The sequence below is a fragment of the Nocardioides korecus genome (assembly GCF_054778395.1).
Genome location: NZ_BAAGZO010000001.1, coordinates 645,305 through 664,198, shown reverse-complemented (window position 1 = coordinate 664,198; position 18,894 = coordinate 645,305). Strand labels below are relative to the sequence as shown.

General features: G+C 73.9%; 20 protein-coding genes. 7 read left to right on the top strand and 13 right to left on the bottom strand.

What is annotated here, in order from left to right:
• Positions 1-96 precede the first annotated feature (96 nt).
• The 4 genes from ACYVDA_RS03150 to ssd are packed head-to-tail and all read right to left on the bottom strand — an operon-like array spanning position 97 to position 3,944.
• Positions 97-855 carry a type II secretion system F family protein gene (locus tag ACYVDA_RS03150; RefSeq protein ID WP_460814991.1) on the bottom strand — a complete coding sequence of 253 codons (759 nt, stop codon included), beginning with the start codon at positions 853-855 and terminating at the stop codon, positions 97-99.
• A complete protein-coding gene (locus tag ACYVDA_RS03145) occupies positions 852-1,658 on the bottom strand; it encodes a type II secretion system F family protein (protein ID WP_460814988.1) in 807 nt (268 codons plus the stop codon). Before ACYVDA_RS03145 ends, ACYVDA_RS03150 begins: the two co-directional genes overlap by 4 nt.
• Complete coding sequence (locus ACYVDA_RS03140) at positions 1,655-2,827, bottom strand: TadA family conjugal transfer-associated ATPase (protein ID WP_460814986.1); 1,173 nt, start codon at positions 2,825-2,827, stop codon at positions 1,655-1,657. Before ACYVDA_RS03140 ends, ACYVDA_RS03145 begins: the two co-directional genes overlap by 4 nt.
• Positions 2,828-2,864: 37 nt before the next feature.
• Positions 2,865-3,944 (bottom strand): septum site-determining protein Ssd, encoded by a 1,080-nt coding sequence (gene ssd / locus ACYVDA_RS03135; protein WP_460814984.1) that lies wholly within the window; start codon positions 3,942-3,944, stop codon positions 2,865-2,867.
• Positions 3,945-4,027: 83 nt separating this feature from the next.
• Here ssd and ACYVDA_RS03130 point away from each other — a divergent pair, with 83 nt between their 5' ends.
• Entirely contained in the window at positions 4,028-4,825 is a 798-nt protein-coding gene (locus tag ACYVDA_RS03130; RefSeq protein WP_460814982.1) for an HAD family hydrolase, read from the top strand.
• A gap of 247 nt (positions 4,826-5,072) precedes the next feature.
• Here the strand turns inward: ACYVDA_RS03130 and ACYVDA_RS03125 are convergent, their stop codons facing one another.
• Positions 5,073-5,828: a Fic family protein gene (locus ACYVDA_RS03125; RefSeq protein ID WP_460814980.1), complete on the bottom strand. Its 756-nt coding sequence runs from the start codon at positions 5,826-5,828 to the stop codon at positions 5,073-5,075.
• Positions 5,829-5,863: 35 nt separating this feature from the next.
• Here ACYVDA_RS03125 and ACYVDA_RS03120 point away from each other — a divergent pair, with 35 nt between their 5' ends.
• From ACYVDA_RS03120 to acs, 3 genes are all read left to right on the top strand, one after another.
• Positions 5,864-6,760 carry a class I SAM-dependent methyltransferase gene (locus tag ACYVDA_RS03120; RefSeq protein WP_460814976.1) on the top strand — a complete coding sequence of 299 codons (897 nt, stop codon included), beginning with the start codon at positions 5,864-5,866 and terminating at the stop codon, positions 6,758-6,760.
• Between the two features lie 138 nt (positions 6,761-6,898).
• On the top strand, positions 6,899-7,522 hold the full coding sequence (locus ACYVDA_RS03115; RefSeq protein WP_460814973.1) for an acetate uptake transporter: 624 nt from the start codon (positions 6,899-6,901) through the stop codon (positions 7,520-7,522).
• Between the two features lie 135 nt (positions 7,523-7,657).
• Positions 7,658-9,661 carry an acetate--CoA ligase gene (gene acs / locus ACYVDA_RS03110; RefSeq protein WP_460814971.1) on the top strand — a complete coding sequence of 668 codons (2,004 nt, stop codon included), beginning with the start codon at positions 7,658-7,660 and terminating at the stop codon, positions 9,659-9,661.
• A gap of 189 nt (positions 9,662-9,850) precedes the next feature.
• Here the strand turns inward: acs and ACYVDA_RS03105 are convergent, their stop codons facing one another.
• Positions 9,851-10,420 (bottom strand): NADPH-dependent FMN reductase, encoded by a 570-nt coding sequence (locus ACYVDA_RS03105; RefSeq protein WP_460814969.1) that lies wholly within the window; start codon positions 10,418-10,420, stop codon positions 9,851-9,853.
• Between the two features lie 184 nt (positions 10,421-10,604).
• Positions 10,605-11,609 (bottom strand): TerC family protein, encoded by a 1,005-nt coding sequence (locus tag ACYVDA_RS03100; RefSeq protein WP_460814967.1) that lies wholly within the window; start codon positions 11,607-11,609, stop codon positions 10,605-10,607.
• A gap of 260 nt (positions 11,610-11,869) precedes the next feature.
• Here ACYVDA_RS03100 and ACYVDA_RS03095 point away from each other — a divergent pair, with 260 nt between their 5' ends.
• A complete protein-coding gene (locus ACYVDA_RS03095) occupies positions 11,870-12,622 on the top strand; it encodes a mycothiol-dependent nitroreductase Rv2466c family protein (protein ID WP_460814966.1) in 753 nt (250 codons plus the stop codon).
• A gap of 100 nt (positions 12,623-12,722) precedes the next feature.
• Positions 12,723-13,121 (top strand): phage holin family protein, encoded by a 399-nt coding sequence (locus tag ACYVDA_RS03090; protein ID WP_460814964.1) that lies wholly within the window; start codon positions 12,723-12,725, stop codon positions 13,119-13,121.
• Between the two features lie 70 nt (positions 13,122-13,191).
• Here the strand turns inward: ACYVDA_RS03090 and ACYVDA_RS03085 are convergent, their stop codons facing one another.
• From ACYVDA_RS03085 to nth, 4 genes are read right to left on the bottom strand one after another with little or no spacing between them, the layout of a single operon-like run.
• Entirely contained in the window at positions 13,192-14,364 is a 1,173-nt protein-coding gene (locus tag ACYVDA_RS03085) for a MarP family serine protease (protein ID WP_460814961.1), read from the bottom strand.
• 25 nt (positions 14,365-14,389) lie between these two features.
• Positions 14,390-15,070, bottom strand: coding sequence for an NUDIX hydrolase (locus ACYVDA_RS03080; protein ID WP_460814959.1), 681 nt, complete (start codon positions 15,068-15,070; stop codon positions 14,390-14,392).
• Positions 15,067-15,636 carry a TlpA family protein disulfide reductase gene (locus ACYVDA_RS03075; RefSeq protein WP_460814957.1) on the bottom strand — a complete coding sequence of 190 codons (570 nt, stop codon included), beginning with the start codon at positions 15,634-15,636 and terminating at the stop codon, positions 15,067-15,069. The genes ACYVDA_RS03080 and ACYVDA_RS03075 overlap by 4 nt, the downstream gene beginning before the upstream one ends.
• Complete coding sequence (nth, locus tag ACYVDA_RS03070) at positions 15,633-16,325, bottom strand: endonuclease III (RefSeq protein ID WP_460814955.1); 693 nt, start codon at positions 16,323-16,325, stop codon at positions 15,633-15,635. Before nth ends, ACYVDA_RS03075 begins: the two co-directional genes overlap by 4 nt.
• 190 nt (positions 16,326-16,515) lie before the next feature.
• On the opposite strand from nth, the gene ACYVDA_RS03065 reads away from it, so the two are divergent.
• Positions 16,516-17,193 carry a Crp/Fnr family transcriptional regulator gene (locus ACYVDA_RS03065; protein ID WP_460814953.1) on the top strand — a complete coding sequence of 226 codons (678 nt, stop codon included), beginning with the start codon at positions 16,516-16,518 and terminating at the stop codon, positions 17,191-17,193.
• A 19-nt stretch (positions 17,194-17,212) separates the two neighbouring features.
• Here the strand turns inward: ACYVDA_RS03065 and ACYVDA_RS03060 are convergent, their stop codons facing one another.
• Both ACYVDA_RS03060 and ACYVDA_RS03055 read right to left on the bottom strand, forming a co-directional pair.
• A complete protein-coding gene (locus ACYVDA_RS03060; protein ID WP_460814951.1) occupies positions 17,213-18,037 on the bottom strand; it encodes an MBL fold metallo-hydrolase in 825 nt (274 codons plus the stop codon).
• Positions 18,034-18,894: an NUDIX hydrolase gene (locus ACYVDA_RS03055; protein WP_460814948.1), complete on the bottom strand. Its 861-nt coding sequence runs from the start codon at positions 18,892-18,894 to the stop codon at positions 18,034-18,036. The genes ACYVDA_RS03060 and ACYVDA_RS03055 overlap by 4 nt, the downstream gene beginning before the upstream one ends.

The following is an 18,894-nucleotide window of genomic DNA, read 5'->3' as shown; positions in this document are numbered from 1 at the left end:
TCCCGGGCCGACCGCGGTCCACCACGACGACTTCGGCCGCTGTGGAGAACCCGGCCGGACGAGGCCCCTGTGGACGACGACGTCGCCCGACGGGTCTCAGCCGAAGAGCCGCATGGAGCCGAAGACGCCGGCCACGAGCGGGACCACCCCGAGCACCACGAAGGCCGGCAGCAGGCAGAGCCCGAGCGGGGCGGCCGTCCTGACCTCGATCGAGCGCGCACGGGTCTCGACCTCCGCCCGGGCGCGCTCGCGCAGCTCGACCCCCAGCTGCTGCACGGCCCGGCTCACCGAGGCGCCGCTCTCGTGCGCCCGGCCCACGGCCCGGCCGAGCGGGCCGAGCTGGGGGTGCTCGGCGACGCCGCGCCACACCTGGGCCGGGTCGACCCCCATGTCGAGGCGGTGGTGGATCCGGGCGAGCTCCTCCCCGACCGGTCCGCCGAGCGCGTCGGCCACGACGAGCAGCGACCCCTCGGGCGAGCCACCGGCGTCCAGGCAGGCGGCGAGCAGGTCGACGCCGACGGGGAGGTCCTCCAGCAGCTGCTCCCGACGGCGTACGACGGCCGGGTCCTCCGCGCGCCCCAGGACCCACCAGACCACCACGCCCGACAACGCCGCGGCCGGGACTCCCACGGGGCCGCCCGTGAGCGCCCAGCCCCCCAGGGCGGCGACCGTGGCCAGGAGGGGGCGCAGCCGGAGCAGGGGCGCGCGCTCCCCGGCCGCACCGGGCACGGGCGGCGAGTCACGACCACCGCGACGCGGGTCCGACTCCGTCACCGGCGTCCGCGGCCGTCCCGGCACGATCAGCAGCACCGCGACGGCGACGAGCGCGGCGACCGGCAGCAGGGCCGGGTTCACCGGCGCAGCACCCGGTCGGCGATGCGTTCGATCCAGGTCAGCCCGCCCAGGCTCAGCCCGAGCCCGAGACCCAGGCAGACCAGCCCGGCGGTCGTGCCGGTCAGGAAGCCGACCGGGTCGCCGCCGACGCCGGCCCCCAGGAGCAGCACCCCGACGGGCAGGACGGCCAGCATCCGGGCGGTCGCGTGGGCCGCCGAGAGCTCGGCCGCCACCAGCCGGGTGGTGCGGCGCTCGGCCCGGATCGAGTCGGCGGCCCGTGCCAGCGCCGCGGCGAGCCCGGCCCCCGTGGACTGCGCGACCTGCCAGGTCGCCGCCACCGTGCGCAGCTGCCGGGCTCCGGGGAGCTCGGCCAGCTCGCGCAGGGCCGCGGGGACGTCGGCGCCCATCCGGGCCGCCACCGCCACCGGGGCGAGCTCGGCCCACTCCCGGGCGGCCCGGTCCAGGCACTGCAACGGGGGCTGCCCGACGGCCAGGTCGGAGGCCATCGCGTCGCACGCGGACTGCACCTGCTCGGACCGGGCGTCCGCGACGCGCGCCCGCCGACCGCGCCGGACCAGTCGCAGGACCGCGCCCAGGACCACGAGACCCTCGACGACCAGGACCACGGCGTGGCCGTCCACCGAGGACCAGAGCACCACCGCGCCGAGGCCGACCGCGGCCACGACGAGCAGCGGCGGGAGCGGCCGGCGCGGCGTCGACGGCCCGGGGCCGCGGCTGCGTCGGGCGGGGACCAGCAGGCTCGCCCCCAGCCCGGCCAGGACGGCGGCCACGAGACCCTCGGGCGTCAGGGCTCCCGGGGTCACGGCTCGACCAGGGCGGTGAGGGCGTCCAGCCCGGGCCCGCCGCGCAGCCGGCCGTCGTCGCCCACGACCACGCCCGCGACGACCTCCACCAGGCCGCGGTCGTCGCGGGTGACCACCCCGATCTCGCGGACCCGCCGGCGACGGTCCTCGCCGCGTCCGAGGTGCACCACCACGTCGAGCGCGGAGTGCAGCTGGCTGTGGGTCGCCTCCCGCGACAGGCCCGCCGCCAGGGCCAGCCCCTCGATGCGGCTGGGCACGTCGGCCGCGGAGTTGGCGTGCACGGTGGCGCACCCGCCCTCGTGGCCGGTGTTCATCGCCGCCAGCGTGTCGACCACCTCGGCGCCCCGGACCTCACCCACCACCAGGCGGTCGGGCCGCATCCGCAGGGCCTGGCGCACCAGCGTGCGCAGGGTGATCTCGCCCGTGCCCTCGATGTTGGGCGGGCGGGCCTCCAGCGCGACGACGTGGCCGTGGTCGGGCCGCAGCTCCGAGGCGTCCTCGACCAGCACCACCCGCTCCTGCGGACCGACCAGGCTCAGCAGCGCGTTGAGCAGCGTGGTCTTGCCCGAGCCGGTGCCGCCGCTGACCAGGAACGCGAGCCGACGGCGTACGACGGCCTCCAGCAGCTCGGCACCCGCCTGCGGCACCGCCCCCTCCTCGACCAGCTCGGCGAGGGTGAAGACCCGGGGTCGCGGGACCCGCAGCGACAGCACCGTGCCGGGTCGCGAGACCGGCGCCAGCACAGCGTGGAACCGGGTGCCGTCGGGCAGCCGCAGGTCGACGTACGGCGACGCGTCGTCGAGCCGCCGACCGCCGCTCGACGCGAGCCGCTGGGCCAGCCGGCGCACGGCACCGTCGTCGGCGAACCGCACCCCGGTCAGCTCGAGCCCGCCGCCCCGGTCGATCCAGACCTGGCCCGAGCCGTTCACCAGGACGTCGGTGACCCCGGGCAGGCGCAGCAGCGGCTCGAGGGGGCCGGCCCCGACGACGTCACGGTGCAGCGCGTCGTGGACGGCCAGGACGGTGGCGTCCCCGACCGGACGACCCTGCTCGCGCAGCGCCCGGGCCACCAGCTGCGGCGTCAGCGGGGCAGCGTCGCGGGCCAGGCGCTCCCGGACCCCGTCCAGGAGCTCGCCGGTGACCTCCCCGGTCGCGCCCGGGCCGATCACGCCCGTCCCCGGACCGACGTCGAGGGGTGGTGCCGGCTCATGCCGCGGTGACGCCGTCGCCGCCGGCGTGGGGCGCGGTCAGTCGCCCGAGCATCTCGCGGGCCGTGCGGGACAGCACCCCGCGCCGCGAGCGCGCCGGTCCGGCCCCGAGGTCGATCGACTCGTCGAGCCCGCGCTGGTCGGTCATCTCCGCCAGCAGCGGCAGCCCCAGCAGGCGGCTCACCGACTGCGGCGAGACCCCGCTGCGCCCACCGCGGGTCACCAGGTGCCGCCGGGTCGAGCCGTCGGGCAGCCGCGCGGCGACCCGCGCCGCGGCGCTGACGCCGGGGACGGTCAGCGTGCTGACCAGGACGACGTGGTCGCAGCGGCTCACCACCTCCTCGACCACCGGGTCGTGGTGGCGCGGGAGGTCGACGACCACCGTCGCGAACCCCCGTCGGCCGGCGGAGAGCACCTCCCGCACCGCGAAGGCCTGCAGGGAGGCCGGTCGGTCCGCGGGCCAGGTGAGGACCGACAGCGCGTCGGCGCGGGGCAGGGCCTCGCGCAGGGACCGCGAGCTCAGCCGGCCGGTGGTCTGCAGCAGGGAGTCCCACCGGACCCCGTCGTCGTCCTCCAGGCCCAGCACGCGGTCGATGCCGGCGCCGAGCGGGTCGGCGTCGACGAGCAGCGCGGGACCGGTCTGCGCGGCTGCCTGGGCCAGGACGGCCGCGAGCACGGTGGCCCCCGCTCCCCCGGACCCGCCCACCACCCCGATGGTCACCCCGGGGGTGGCCCCGCCGTCGCCGACGTCGGTGAGCAGCTCCACCAGCCACGTGTCGGAGCTGGGCAGCCCGGCCACGCTCTCGGCCCCGAGCACGACCGCGTCGCGGAAGACGGCGTCGGCCACGGGGGTCGCCCCCACGACGTGCACCCGCGGTCGGCGCGGCGGGCTGCACGCCGCCAGCCCCGGGGCGGCGTCGGACCCGACCAGCACCACCGGGGCCCCACCCCAGCGGGACAGGGCCCGGGGCGGGTCGCCCACCACCTCGACCACGACCCCCGCTGCTGCGGCGAGGCGGTGCACGTCGGCGACCAGGAGCGGGTCGGCGGAGACGAGGAGAGGAGGGCTGGGGTCCATGCCCCGAGCGTGCGGACGACCGCCGCCCGGCGCCACCCCCGGAACGCGACCTGTGGACAACCCTGCCTGCCTAGACTCGGAGCATGAGCCCGGTGGCCCCGCCGACGGCGGCGTTCTTCGATCTGGACAAGACGATCATCGCCAAGTCCAGCACGCTCGCGTTCAGCCGGGAGTTCCAGGCGGGCGGGCTGATCTCGCGCGGGGCGATGCTGCGGTCGGCGTACGCCCAGTTCGTCTACCTGGTCGGCGGCGCCGACCACGACCAGATGGAGAAGATGCGGGCGTTCATGTCGCAGCTCTGCGTCGGCTGGGACGTCGCCACCGTCAACGAGATCGTCGCCGACACCCTGCACAACATCGTCGACCCCCTGGTGTACGACGAGGCCGTGGGCCTGATCGAGGACCACCACCTCGCCGGCCGCGACGTCATCATCGTCTCCACCAGCGGCTCGGAGGTGGTCGAGCCGATCGGGGCGATGCTCGGCGTCGACGACGTCGTCGCGACCCGGCTGGAGGTGCAGGACGGTCGCTACACCGGCGAGATCTCGTTCTACGCCTACGCCGAGAACAAGGCCTCGGAGATCCGCCGCCTGGCCGACGAGCGCGGCTACGACCTGTCCCGCTGCTGGGCCTACAGCGACTCCGTCACCGACGTCGCCATGCTGGAGGCGGTCGGGCACCCGCACGCCGTCAACCCCGACAAGGACCTGCGCAAGATCGCCCGCGAGCGCGGCTGGCCGATCCTCGTCTTCGACAAGCCGGTCGCCCTGCGCAGCCGCGTGCACCTGCCGCCGGCCACGCCGACGATCGCGGCCCTCGCCGTCGGCGGCGCAGCGGCCCTCGGGGCCGCCTGGTGGCTGGGTTCGCGCCGTCGCGCCTGAACCACAGATGTCAACCCTTGAGATGCACCCGCGAGGGGCGTAGACAGGGATCCACAACTGCACCAACCACACACGGCGCCGGTACCCACGCGGCGATCTACCCATCATCTGGGCGTTGGTCTCACCCGGTCGGTCCGGGGGCCACAGTTAGACAGTGCACGCCTGGTAGCCGGCACCGTGTGTTCGAGCGGCATCGAGAAGTCCTCCCCCGGAGGTCCTCCCGGTGCCGCTCACCTGTGCGGGGCCGTCAGCGGCGCGGCTGGCGCAGGGGGCTGGCCTCGGCGCCGGCCGACTGCGCCTCGGCGGCGTACAGCAGCCAGGCGTGCAGCCCCGCGCGACCGCCGTCGCGGTACCCCCGCAGGTTCGACTCGTACGCCGCCCGCAGCGCCAGGTGCCCCGCCTCCGGCACCACCAGCGAGGCCGGGTCGACACCGCGAGCCACCAGCACGAGGCGCTCGGCGGCCCGGGCGACCAGCCCGTTGCCGGAGGCGAACGGCGCCGCCGTGACCAGCTCGGCGTGCACCAGGGCGGCCACGACCAGGGCCGGCGCGCGCGTCGCCAGCACCGTGCGGCCGAGGGCCTGCAGCCGGTCGGCACCGTCACCGCCGACGGGCCGGCCGGGGGCCTCGCCGCCGGTCAGGGCGTGCACGCGGGCCAGGGCCTGCAGCGGCGAGCGGCCCCACACGGGGACCAGCGAGAGCAGCTCGGTGCTGATCCGCACGGCTGCCTGGGCGGGGGCGTCGCCCTCGCCCTCCTGGACCTCCTCCAGCGTGCTGCCCGACCCCTCGAGCACGGCGCTCGCGTGCGCGCCGCGCAGCAGGGAGTCCGTGGTCTGCTCGGGCGTCGTGCGGCGGAGCCCCCGGTCGCGCAGCATCACGTCGATGCCGTCCCGGGTCGCGGCGTACGCCGAGGGCACGCCCTCCAGCTCCTCGAGCCAGGCCAGGGGGTCGGCGGGTCCGCCGGCGCGGGCGGAGGGCGGGGAGGCGGGGGACGCAGGGGACACGAGGAGCCACGCTATCGGGTAACTTCGAGCCCACGATGAGCACGGCGACCCCTCCCCCCGCCCGGTCCTTCGGCGAGGTCGCCGACGCCTACGACCGAGCCCGCCCGTCCTACCCCGACGAGGCGGTCACGTGGATGGCCGGCACCCCCAGCGCCTCGGTGCTGGAGCTCGGCGCCGGCACCGGGAAGCTCACCGAGGTCCTCGCCCGCGCCGGGCACTCCGTGCTGGCCACCGACCCGCTGCCCGCCATGCTGCGCCACCTCGGCTCCCGGGTCCGGGTCGCCCACGTCGCGGCCAGCGCCGAGCACGTCCCACTGCGGTCCCGCTCGGTCGACCGGGTGGTGGCCGGGCAGGCCTTCCACTGGTTCGACCACGACCTGGCCCTGGCCGAGGCCGCGCGGGTGCTGCGACCCGGTGGCGTCCTGGCGCTGGCGTGGAACACCTACGACACCTCGATCCCGTGGGTGCGACGCCTGGAGCGGCTGCTGACCCCGCCGGAGGGGCGCGAGCAGGACCGCTCGTTCCCGCTCAAGGAGTCGCCCTACTTCGGCTTCGTGGAGGAGCGCTCCTTCCGCTTCTGGCAGGTCCACACCTCGCGCTCCCTGCTCGACCTGGCCCGCTCGGTCTCCTACGTCGCCACGATGCCCGAGCCCGAGCGCGAGGCCCTCCTCGCCCAGGTCGCGACGCTGTACGCCGACTACGGCCGCGGCCACGACGGCATGCAGCTGCCCTGGGTGACCCGCTGCTACCGCGCGGTCGTGCGGCACCAGGAGCTGCCCGAGGAGGCGCCGGCACCGCAGCGCGCCGACCGGCCCGAGGACGACGCCCCCCGGTCCGAGGACGAGCAGGAGGTCGACGAGCAGACCCCGGCCCCCACGCGGCCGCGACGTCCCCCCGAGGACCCCGGCATGCAGCTCATCGACTTCCGCTGAGGTCCCGCGCACGACCCGCGCACGACTCGTGGACGAGCCGTGTCCGCATGCTGCGCGGTCGTTGACCACCGCAACGACCCTGCGTACGGTCGAAGTGACTGTGTCCCACGTCACTCGTCCTCACTCGGGAGCTGATCCATGTCACCTACGCACGACGCCACCCCTGCCGCCCCCGCCGCCCCCGCTCGTGGTGCCCACATCGCCGACCCGGGTCCGCTCGGGCTGGCGGCGTTCGCGCTGACCACGTTCGTCCTCAGCCTCGTCAACGCCGGCCTGCTGCCGGCCTCGGTGGAGCCGGTGGTCTTCGGGCTCGCCCTGGCCTACGGCGGCGGGGCCCAGCTGCTGGCCGGGATGTGGGAGTTCACCAAGGGCAACGTCTTCGGCGCGACCGCGTTCTCCTCCTACGGCGCGTTCTGGATCTCCTTCTGGTGGCTGACGGCGCACCTGGAGGGCTACAAGATCCCGGCCGGCGACGTCGGCAAGGGCGTCGGCACCTACCTGGTCGCGTGGGGCATCTTCACGGCCCTGATGACGGTGTGCGCCACCCGGGTCAACCCGGCCGTGCTGACGGTGTTCGTGCTGCTGACCCTCACCTTCTTCCTGCTCGGCATCGGCGACCTCAGCGGCACCGAGGGCATCACCAAGATCGGCGGGTACGTCGGCATCCTCACCGCGATCGCGGCCTGGTTCGGGTCCTTCGCCGGCGTCTTCGCCTTCACCCACGGACGCCAGCTGGTGCCGAGCAGCGCGCGCGAGGGCTGACCCCGCCCCGCGGCCCGGCCCGGCGCCGCACGACCTGCCCGACCGGAGCGTCCCGACCACCTTCCCGGAGGGTCGTGGGGACGCGGCCCGGCTAGTAGGTTCGATCACATCCACAGCACTGACGAGGAGCACGCGATGAGCGAGTCCAGCCAGAACCTGTCCAGCCTGGCCCACGAGGAGCGCAGGTTCGAGCCGTCGGCGGAGTTCGCCGCGCAGGCCAACCTCACCCAGGAGACGTACGCCGAGGCCGAGGCCGACCGGCTCGGGTTCTGGGAGAAGCAGGCCGACCGGCTCGACTGGGACCAGAAGTGGGACCGGGTCCTGGACTGGGACGACCCGCCCTTCGCGAAGTGGTTCGTGGGCGGCCGCATCAACGCGGCGTACAACTGCGTGGACCGGCACGTCGAGGCCGGCCACGGCGACAAGGTGGCCTTCCACTGGGTCGGCGAGCCGGAGGACGACACCCGCGACCTCACCTACGCCGACCTCAAGGACGAGGTGTCCAAGGCCGCCAACGCGCTGACCGAGCTGGGCGTGAAGACCGGTGACCGGGTCGCGATCTACATGCCGATGATCCCCGAGACCGCTATCGCGATGCTGGCGTGCGCCCGCCTCGGCGCTCCCCACACCGTGGTCTTCGGCGGCTTCTCCTCCGACGCGCTGGCCAGCCGGCTCGCCGACTGCGACGCACAGGTCGTGATCACCTCCGACGGCGGCTACCGCCGCGGCGCCCCCTCGGCGCTCAAGCCCGCGGTCGACGAGGCCGTGGCCAAGGCGAAGGACAAGGACGGCCACGAGGTCCGCCACGTGCTCGTCGTGCGCCGCACCGGCCAGGACGTCGAGTGGGACGACTCGCGCGACGTCTGGTGGCACGACGCCGTGGACGGCGCCTCGGCCGAGCACGCGTGCGAGTTCTTCGACTCCGAGCACCCGCTCTACGTCATGTACACCTCCGGCACCACGGGCAAGCCCAAGGGCATCCTGCACACCACCGGCGGCTACCTGGTCGGCTGCTCCTACACCCACTGGGGCGTGTTCGACCTGAAGCCGGAGACGGACGTCTACTGGTGCACCGCCGACGTCGGCTGGGTGACCGGGCACTCCTACGGCGTCTACGGCCCGCTGGCCAACGGCGCCACCTCGGTGATGTACGAGGGCACCCCCGACACCCCGACCAAGAGCCGGTGGTGGGAGATCTGCGAGAAGTACGGCGTCACGATCTTCTACACCGCCCCCACCGCCATCCGGACCTTCATGAAGTGGGGCGGCGACATCGCCGGCGAGCACGACCTGTCCACGATCCGCGTGCTCGGCTCGGTGGGCGAGTCGATCAACCCCGAGGCCTACGTCTGGTACCGCGACAACATCGGCGCCGGCGAGACCCCGGTGGTCGACACCTGGTGGCAGACCGAGACCGGGTCGATCATGATCAGCCCGCTGCCCGGCGTCACCGCGGGCAAGCCGGGCTCGGCGATGACCCCGATCCCCGGCATCGTCGTCGACGTCGTCACCGAGGAGGGCGAGTCGGTGCCGAACGGCTCCGGCGGCTTCCTGGTGGTCAAGGAGCCCTGGCCCTCGATGCTGCGCACCCTGTGGGGCGACGACGAGCGGTTCAAGGAGACCTACTGGTCGCGGTTCGCCGACCAGGGCTACTACTTCGCCGGCGACGGGGCCAAGAAGGACGACGACGGCGACATCTGGCTGCTCGGTCGCGTCGACGACGTCATGAACGTCTCGGGCCACCGGCTGTCCACGACCGAGATCGAGTCGGCGCTGGTGTCCCACCCCAAGGTCGCCGAGGCGGCCGTGGTGGGCGCGGCCGACGAGACGACCGGTCAGGCCGTCTGCGCGTTCGTGATCCTGCGCGAGTCCGCTCTGGCCGATGGCGAGGAGGCTCCCGACTCGCTGATCCAGGAGCTGCGCAGCCACGTGCAGAAGGAGATCGGCGCGATCGCCAAGCCGCGCCAGATCATGATCGTCCCCGAGCTCCCGAAGACCCGCTCGGGCAAGATCATGCGCCGCCTGCTCAAGGACGTGGCGGAGAAGCGCGAGGTCGGCGACGTCACCACGCTCGCCGACTCGACCGTGATGGACCTGATCAGCAAGGGCGTCAAGTCCGGCACGGGCGACGAGGGCTGACCCTCCCAGCGCGCACGTAGGGCCCGGTCGTCACGACCGGGCGAGCACGTGGGGCCGGGCGTCCGGTTTCCCAGGTTATGAACCCGTGCTGCCTCTCTACACACGGTGCATCGTGTGCAGAGAGGCAGTTTCGGTTCATCACCTGGGAAACCGGACCTGGCGGGCTCGGGCGGTACGCCCAGCGACCGGTCAGGCTGCGGGCTGCTCCCGGTCGGCCTCGACCAGCTCGGCGACCAGGTCGGTCAGGGCGCGCTCGAGCTCCGGGTCGACCAGGCGGCCGTCGGCCAGCACCTCGTGCACCGTCGCGACGCCGAGCGAGGTCTCCAGCGGACGCGCGCCAGCGACGCCGAGCACCTTGACCAGGTCCTCGCGGGCCCACTGGGCTCCGCGCGGGGACGGGCTGACCGAGACCACGGCCGCGGGCTTGCCGTTCAGCGGCGAGGCCCCCCGGGGGCGCGAGGCCCAGTCGATCGCGTTCTTCAGCACGCCCGGGATGGTCCCGTTGTACTCCGGGGTGGCCACGACGAGCGCATCCGCGGCGGCCACGGCGGCCCGGAAGGCGCGCACCGGCTCGGGCGCGGCGTCTCCGTCGAGGTCCTGGTCGTAGTGGGGCAGGTCGCGCAGCCCGTCGTACGCCGAGGACCGCACGCCCGCGGGCAGCAGCCCCTCGATCGCCTCGGTCACCTGCCGGGTCCACGAGTCGGCCCGCAGGGACCCCACCAGCACCAGCACGTCCATCGTCTCAGCATCAGTTGTCACGACAACCTCCAACGCGGCGGACGCCCAGGTATTCCCGGGCCCGGTTTCCCAGGTGATGAACCCGTCCTGGTTCTCTGCACACGTTGCACCCTGTGCAGAGAGGCAGTTTCGGTTCATCACCTGGGAAACTCCCCAGCCGTCACCACCCGACCCACCACCGCAGCGAGCCGCAACGGGCCGCAGCTCAGAGCTGCGAGGACTGCTTCCGGTCCGCCCCGGCCAGGCCGGTCTTGGCGAGGCTGGCGACCGTGGTGACGGCCAGGGTGCCGACGATCACGACCAGGGAGAGCCAGATCGGGATGTCGGGGGCCCAGGCGATGTGCTCGCCGCCGTTGACGAACGGCAGCTCGTTCTCGTGCATCGCGTGCAGGACCAGCTTGACCCCGATGAAGGCCAGCAGGAACGCCAGGCCGAAGGAGAGGTAGACCAGCCGCTCGAGCAGCCCGCCGATCAGGAAGTAGAGCTGGCGCAGGCCCATCAGCGCGAAGATGTTGGCCGTCAGGACCAGGTAGGGCTCCTGGGTCAGGCCGTAGATCGCCGGGATCGAGTCCAGGGCGAAGAGCAGGTCGGTGGTGCCCAGCGCCAGGACGACCACGAACATCGGGGTCATCACCCGCTTGCCGTTCTCGCGGCTGAGGATCTTGGCGCCGTGCCACTCGGCGGTGGCCGGGAACCGCTTCTCGACGAACTTGATCAGACGGTTCTCCTCGAAGTCGTCATCGTCGTCGTCGTCGACGCCCTCCTTGGCCAGCTTGGCCGCGGTGTAGATGAGGAACAGGCCGAAGAGGTAGAAGATCCAGCTGTAGTTGTTGATCGCGGCGGCGCCCACGAAGATGAAGATGCCGCGCATGATCAGCGCCAGCACGATGCCCACGAGCAGCGCGCTCTGCTGCAGCTGCTTGGGCACGGCGAACTTGGCCATGATGATCAAGAAGATGAACAGGTTGTCGACCGAGAGCGAGTACTCGGTCAGCCAGCCGGCGAAGAACTCGGTGCCGTACTGGTGGCCGGCCACGACCCACACGCCGATCCCGAAGACCACCGCCAGGCCGACGTAGACGGCCAGCGCGACGCTGACCTCCTTCTTCGAGGGCTCGTGCGGCCGCCGGCCGATCACGAGGATGTCGAAGAGCAGGATGGCGGTGGTGACGCCGATCGTCAGCCACCAGACCAGGGGGGACACGTCCACGGGGATCCTCCGGACTCTCGAGCCGCCCCCCGCGCGGGTGCGCAGGGCAGGACGGCAGGCATGGATGTCCGGAGGTCTCTTCCGCCACCGAGGTGACCGGCGGCCCCGGGTCGGGCCCGGTTGCACCGGGACCGGCCGTGATGACGAGGCCGTCGCGAAGGAATACTCCCCTCCAACCTGCTCATCCTCCCAGACGTGAGCCCCTGCTCGCAAAACGGTGGGAACGCGCCGGCTCCCCGCCCCCGTGGCAGGGTGGCGTCATGAGCGACGACACACGTGAGTCCGGACCCGACATCGCCTTCTGGTTCGACCCGGTCTGCCCCTTCGCCTGGATGACCAGCCAGTGGGTGCGCCAGGTCCGCGCCCAGCGGGAGTACGTCGTGGAGTGGCGCCTGATCTCGCTGCGCCTGCTCAACAAGGACGTCGACTACGACGCGCAGTTCCCCCCGGAGTACGAGGCCGGGCACATCGCGGGCCTGCGCCTGCTGCGGGTCGCCTCCCGGGTCCGCGACGAGCACGGCCAGGACGGTCTCGACGCGTTCTACGCCGCGTGCGGCGCCCACGTCTTCGACACCCCGCCCGAGGAGGGGGTGCAGGAGCAGCAGGTGCGCGAGCAGCGCGGCACCAGGGCGTACGCCGCGGCCGTGCTCGCCACCGCCGGGCTCCCCGAGGAGCTGGCCGACGCGGTCGAGGAGTCCGAGCGCGACGCCGGCATCCAGGCGGAGACCGACGAGGCCCTGGAGCTGACCGGGCGCGACGTCGGCACGCCGATCATCTGCTTCCAGCCGCCGGCGGGCGTCTCGTTCTTCGGGCCGGTGATCAGCCGGCTGCCCAGCGACGAGGACGCCGTGCGCCTGTGGGACCACGTCGTGGGCCTGGCCTCGTTCGCCGGGTTCGCCGAGCTCAAGCGCAGCCTGCGCGAGCGGCCCCAGCTGCGCGCGATGGGCGTCGAGCCGGGCGGCACCGGCGTCACCGAGGACTGGCACGGCGGCAGCCGGCGCCAGCACCGCTGAGACCCCTGCGGTCCGCGCCGCGCCACGGCCGTCCCGGGGTGACCCCGCCTGCCGCTAGTGTCTGGGGCGTCTCTCCACCCGCCTGAGAAGGGAACCACCCATGGCACACCGCGAGCCCGTGCAGGCCGAGGAGCCCACCATCGGCAAGCTGGTCGTCGACGCCAGCCGCGACGTCTCCAGCCTGGTCCGCAGCGAGATCGCGCTGGCCAAGTCCGAGCTGCGAGTCTCCGTCAAGGCCGGCGGCCTGGGCATCGCGCTGTTCGCGGTGGCCGGCTTCCTGGGACTGCTGGCGATCATCATGCTCTCGGTCGCGTTCGCCTACTTCCTGCACATGACCGGGCTCGACCTGGCCTGGTGCTACCTGATCGTCTTCGGCGTCTACGTCCTGCTCGCGGGTCTGCTCGCGCTGGTCGGCCTGAAGAAGGTCAAGCAGGTCAAGGCGCCCGAGCGGGCCATCGCCCAGGGCAAGCAGATCCCCTCGGCGTTCAAGCGCGGCTGACCGCACGGCGCACGACGCGACGAGGCCGGCCCGGGAACCTCCGGGCCGGCCTCGCTGCGCCCGGGGCGGCTCAGGCGCAGTTGCCGCTGGAGACCCGCTGGTCGGTGCGCAGGCCCCGGGCCGCGGCCCGGCTGACCTGGTCGGCGGTCAGGGCGTAGCCGGTCTGCGGGTCGCTGACCGAGGCCGCGAAGACCACGCCGAGGACCCGGCCCGAGGTCGAGACCAGGGGGCCGCCGGAGTTGCCGGGCCGGATGAGGCCGCGCACGGAGTAGACGTGGCGGGTCACGGTGCCCTGGCCGTAGATGTCGGGCGAGCGCAGGCGCTGGTCGCTGCGGATGCGCGCGGGCTGGGCGTCGAACGGGCCGTCCTGCGGGAAGCCCAGGACGGCGGCCGGCTGGCGCTCGCGCCCCGAGAGGTCGAAGGACACCGTGGGGCCGCGCAGGCCCGGCACGTCGAGCACGGCCACGTCGACCTCGGGGTCGTAGTAGACGACCGTGGCCGACAGCTGGCGGCCACCGGCCCGCACCACCGGCTGGGTGACCCCGGCGACGACGTGGGCGTTGGTCATCAGCTTGCCCGGGGCGTAGAGGAACCCGCTGCCCTCGACGCCGCTGCCGCAGCGGTTGTTGCTGCGCACCTTGAACACGCTGCGCTCGGCCCGCTGCACGTCGGGGTCGCGCAGCACCCGCCGCGGTGCGGGTGCGACGTTGACGATGCGCTCGCGGGCGAAGGGCTCGAGGTAGCGCGGGAAGAAGCTGCTCCCCACGACGTCGTCGAAGGACCGCAGCGCCTGCTGGGCCCGGGCCGGCATCAGGTCGTTGACGGTGATCAGCACCTTGGAGGAGCGCACCTCGGGGCTGATGCCGGGGATCCGCGACCCGCTGATGGCCGAGCCGAGCATCCAGGCCACGACCAGCACGGCCGCCACGCTCAGGGCGGCGCCGCCGACGGCGTCCAGGGCCCGGACGGGCTGCCAGGTCAGGCGGGCCCGCAGGCGGGTGCCGGCGTACTGGAAGATCGCCTGGCCCACCGAGGCCATCACCAGGACCACGAGCAGGGCGCCCAGGGAGACCCACAGCGACGGGGCGGCGTCGCCCAGCAGCATCGGCGCGATCCAGATGCCGACCAGGCCACCGAGGATCAGGCCCAGCGTGGCGAAGGCGCCGGCCACGAAGCCCTGCCAGTAGCCGGAGAGCGCGTAGGCCAGGGCGAGGGCCACCAGGCACCAGTCGAGGAAGTTCATGCGGGTCCTTCTGCGGGGGGAGGGGTCAATCTTGACCCAGACCGAGCATGTAGTCCGGCAAGGTCGTCTCCACGCCTGTGTCCCAGGGACGGGTCCACCCGACGTGGTCGAACAGCTTGTTGACCAGGCCGGCGGTGAAGCCCCACAGCACGAGGTCCTTGCCGGGCCCGATCAGGAAGCCCGGGCTGGAGTAGCCGCGCGGGTGGGTGACCGTCACGCGGTGCCGTGGGTCGAGCAGCTCCTCCAGCGGCACCCGCAGCACCTCGTGCACCTCGGCCGGGTCGACGACGTCGACCGGGGTCGGCTCCCGCCACCACCCGACGACGGTGGTCACGGCGAAGTTGCTCGGCGGCAGCCACAGCTCGGGCATCGACCCGATCACCTCGACGCCCGCGGGGTCCAGGCCGGTCTCCTCCTCGGCCTCGCGCAGCGCGGCGGCGATCGGGGAGGCGTCCTCGGGGTCGATGGAGCCACCGGGGAACGAGATCTGGCCCGGGTGGGAGCGCATGTCGTGGGCCCGCTCGGTCAGCAGCAGGTCGGGTCCGTGGGGCCCCTCGCCGAACAGCATCAGCACGGCGCCCTTGCGGGTGCGGGCGCCCTCGGGCGGCACGAACCGGCTGATGTCCTCGGCCCGGATCGTCTCCAGCCCGTGGACCACCGGGTCCAGCCAGGAGGGCGTCGCGGCCGCCCCGGGACGCGCGGTCACCGGCGCACCCCCAGGTGGGTGGCGACCAGGTCCTCGAGCTGCTGGGTCGAACGGATCACCATGCCCTGGGCGAAGACGGCCCGGCCCTGGGCGTCGACCAGGACGACCTGCGGGATCCCGCGGGAGCGCGTCAGCCGGAGGATCTGGCCGTCGGCGTCGCGGTAGCTGGGGTAGGTCACACCGCTGCTGCGGAGCAGGTCGCGCGCGGCCTGGGGCTGGGTGTCCTGGAAGTCGAGGCCCACGACGTCGACCTTGCCGGCGTACGCCTTGGCGAAGGCGGCGTAGCGCGGCAGCTCCTCGCGGCACGGCCCGCACCAGCTCGCCCACACGTTGAGCACCGCGGGCCCCTTGAGGTCGCGCAGCCTCAGCTCGCCGGAGCCGGACAGCGCCGGGAAGGTCAGGTCGGGCAGCGGGGTCGGGGAGATCCCGGCGGAGGCCGCCGCGGTCGGGGCGGGAGCCGCGCCCGACGTCGCGCCGGACCCTCCCCCGCAGCCGGCCAGGCCGACCAGGGCCAGCGCCGCGGCCGACAGGGACACCGAGAGCGACACGGCGCGACGGGTGCTCACGCCGGCCCCTGGGTCTTGACCAGCGCGGCCGCGGCCGCGGCGTCCGTCGGCCCGGTGCCGTACGCCGGACACCAGTGCGCGACCGGGCAGGCCCCGCAGGCCGGCTTCTTGGCGTGGCAGACCCGGCGACCGTGCCAGATCAGGTGGTGGCTCAGCATCGTCCAGTCGCGGCGGGGGAACAGCTCGCCGACGGCGTGCTCGGCCTTGACCGGGTCGGTCTCCTCGGTCCAGCCCAGCCGTCGCGCCAGCCGACCGAAGTGGGTGTCGACGGTGATCCCGGGGATGCCGAAGGCGTTGCCCAGCACCACGTTGGCCGTCTTGCGACCCACGCCCGGCAGCGCGACGAGGTCCTCCAGCCGCGCCGGGACCTCCCCGCCGTGGTCGGCGACCAGGGCCGCCGAGAGCTTCAGCAGCGACTCGGTCTTGGCCCGGAAGAACCCCAGCGGCCCGACGACCTGCTCCAGGTGCTCGCGCGGGGCCGAGGCCATCGCCCGGGCGTCGGGGTACGCCGCGAACAGCGTCGGCCGCACCGCGTTGACCCGGCGGTCGGTGGTCTGCGCGCTGAGCACCGTGACGACCAGCAGCTCGAAGGGGGTGTCGAAGTCGAGCTCGCAGCGCGCGTCGGGGTAGGTCTGCGCCAGGACGCGGTCCACCTTCCGCGCGCGACGGACCAGGGAGGTGTCGGGCACGCCTGACAGGGTACGGCGCTCCTCGAAGCCGCCGACGCGGTCATCACCTCCCCGGGCTTGCGTGGGTCGCGTGGCGCCACGTCGGTGGATACGACAGACTGTGACCTGGAGAACACCGAGGAGAGTCACCGACGCCGCGATCACCCGCGTGGTCGTGCCTGGGTGCCGTGAGCGAAGAAGGGCCTTCCACGTGGACAACGACGTACTCCGTCAAGCACCGCTGTTCAGCGCGCTCGACGACGAGGCGGCCGGCGCGCTGCGCTCGTCGATGGGCGAGAACCGGCTGCGACGTGGCGAGGTGCTCTTCCACGAGGGCGACCCGGGCGACAAGCTCTACATCGTCGCCGACGGCAAGGTGAAGCTCGGCCGCACCTCCTCCGACGGCCGCGAGAACCTCCTGGCCATCCTCGGCCCGGGCCAGATGTTCGGCGAGCTCTCGCTCTTCGACCCCGGCCCGCGCTCGGCGACGGTCACCGCCGTCACCGAGACCGCGTTCCTCTCGCTGTCCCACGACGACCTGCTGCGCTGGCTCGAGGGGCGCCCCGCCGTGGCCCTGGGCCTGCTCGCCCAGCTCGCCGGGCGGCTGCGCAAGACCAACGAGGTCGTCGCCGACCTGGTCTTCTCCGACGTGCCGGGCCGGGTCGCCAAGGCGCTCCTGGACCTCGCCGACCGCTTCGGCCGCACCGCCGACGACGGCGTGCACGTCCACCACGACCTCACCCAGGAGGAGCTCGCCCAGCTGGTCGGCGCCTCCCGCGAGACGGTCAACAAGGCGCTCGCCGACTTCGCCTCGCGCGGCTGGCTGCGCCTGGAGCCCCGCTCCGTGGTCATCCACGACGTGGAGCGCATGCGCCGTCGCGCCCGCTGACCCCCGCGGCGCGCCGGCCTCAGTCGCGCGCGTCGAGGTGCTGGAGCTGGGCGCGCACCGAGAGCTCGGCGGCTCCCCACAGGACCTCGTCGACGTCGGCGTACACGTCCTCGACCACGGCACGGGCCAGGTCGTCGGAGGCCACCAGGTCGGGGCGGTCCCGCCCGATCCGCTCGACGCTGGCCGCGACCTGGTCCAGACGCGCGCGCCGGTGCTCCCGGTAGCGGTCCAGGGCGCCCAGGGCGTCGCCGATCACGGGCCCGTGGCCGGGCAGGATCGTGGCGAGCCCGTCGCGCTCGCACAGCCGGTGCAGGCGATCCAGGGAGTCCAGGTAGGCGCCCAGCTGCCCGTCGGGGTGCGCCACGACGGTGGTGCCGCGGCCGAGCACGGTGTCGCCGGTCAGGACCGCGCCGTCGCCGGGCAGCACGAAGCTCAGGGAGTCGGCGGTGTGGCCCGGCGTGGCCACGACCCGGACCTCGAGCCCGTCGACCTCGACGACGTCGCCGCCGGCCAGGCCCTCGGAGCCCAGGCGCCACTCCGGGTCCAGGGCGCGCACGCCGCAGCCCACCCGCTCGGCGAACGCGCGCGCGGCCTCGGAGTGGTCGAGGTGGTGGTGGGTCAGCAGCACGACGCCGACCTCGCCCGCCGCCTCGGCGACCGCGTCCAGGTGGGCCTCGTCGGGCGGGCCGGGGTCGACCACGACCGAGCGGCGGGCGCCCGGCTCGCGCAGCACCCAGGTGTTGGTGCCGTCCAGGGTCATCATGTTCGCGTTCGGCGCCAGCAGGCACCGTGCCCGCTCCCCGAAGGCGCCCCCGGTCCAGGGGGTCGCGGTCGGCTCGCTCACCCGCGCGACTCCAGCAGCTCGTCCATCCACGGCGGCGCCGTCATCGTGGTGCCGTGCTCGTCGGTCTGCAGCTGCGGGGTGAACATCTCCACCGAGCGGTCCCGGGCGGCCTCCAGGACGGCCGCGGGGTCGGCGTACTGGCCCACCTCCAGGCAGGTCTGGTAGGTCGGCGGGAGCATCAGGATGCGCTGGGCCTCGGAGTCCTCGACCGCCTGAAGGGCCGGCGACCAGGTGACCTGGTCGGACTCGGTCGAGACGTCGCGCGTGCGCTGCCCCTCGGGCAGGTCGGCGACGAAGAACCAGGTGCGGTAGCGCCGGGGCTCGAACTCCGGGGTCAGCCACGCGCGCCAGACGCCGAGCAGGTCGGTGCGCAGCACCAGCCCGCGTCGCGCGAGGAAGTCGGTGAAGGCCAGCTCCTTGCCCTCCAGGGCGGCGCGGTCGCGCTCCCAGTCCTCGCCCGTGGTGTCGGCGACGACGTCGTCGGCGTGCTCCCCGGCCAGGAGGACGCCGGACTCCTCGAAGGTCTCGCGGACCGCGGCGCAGACCAGGGCCCGGGCCTCGGCCTCGTCGGTGCCCAGCTGGCGCGCCCAGGTCGCCGCGTCGGGACCGGCCCAGGCGACGTCCTGGTCGAAGTCGCGCGGGTCCACCCCACCACCGGGGAAGACGCACATGCCGCCGGCGAAGGCCATCGAGGTCTGGCGACGCAGCAGGTAGACCTCCGGCCCCTGCGGGCCCCCGCGCATCAGCACGACGGTCGCGGCGTCCCGCGGCTCCGCCGGGGTCTTGTCACCGTCGGTGAAGGCGCGGGCGCTCTCCACGAACGCCGGGGGCAGCTCGACGCGGGGGCGGGGGCTCAC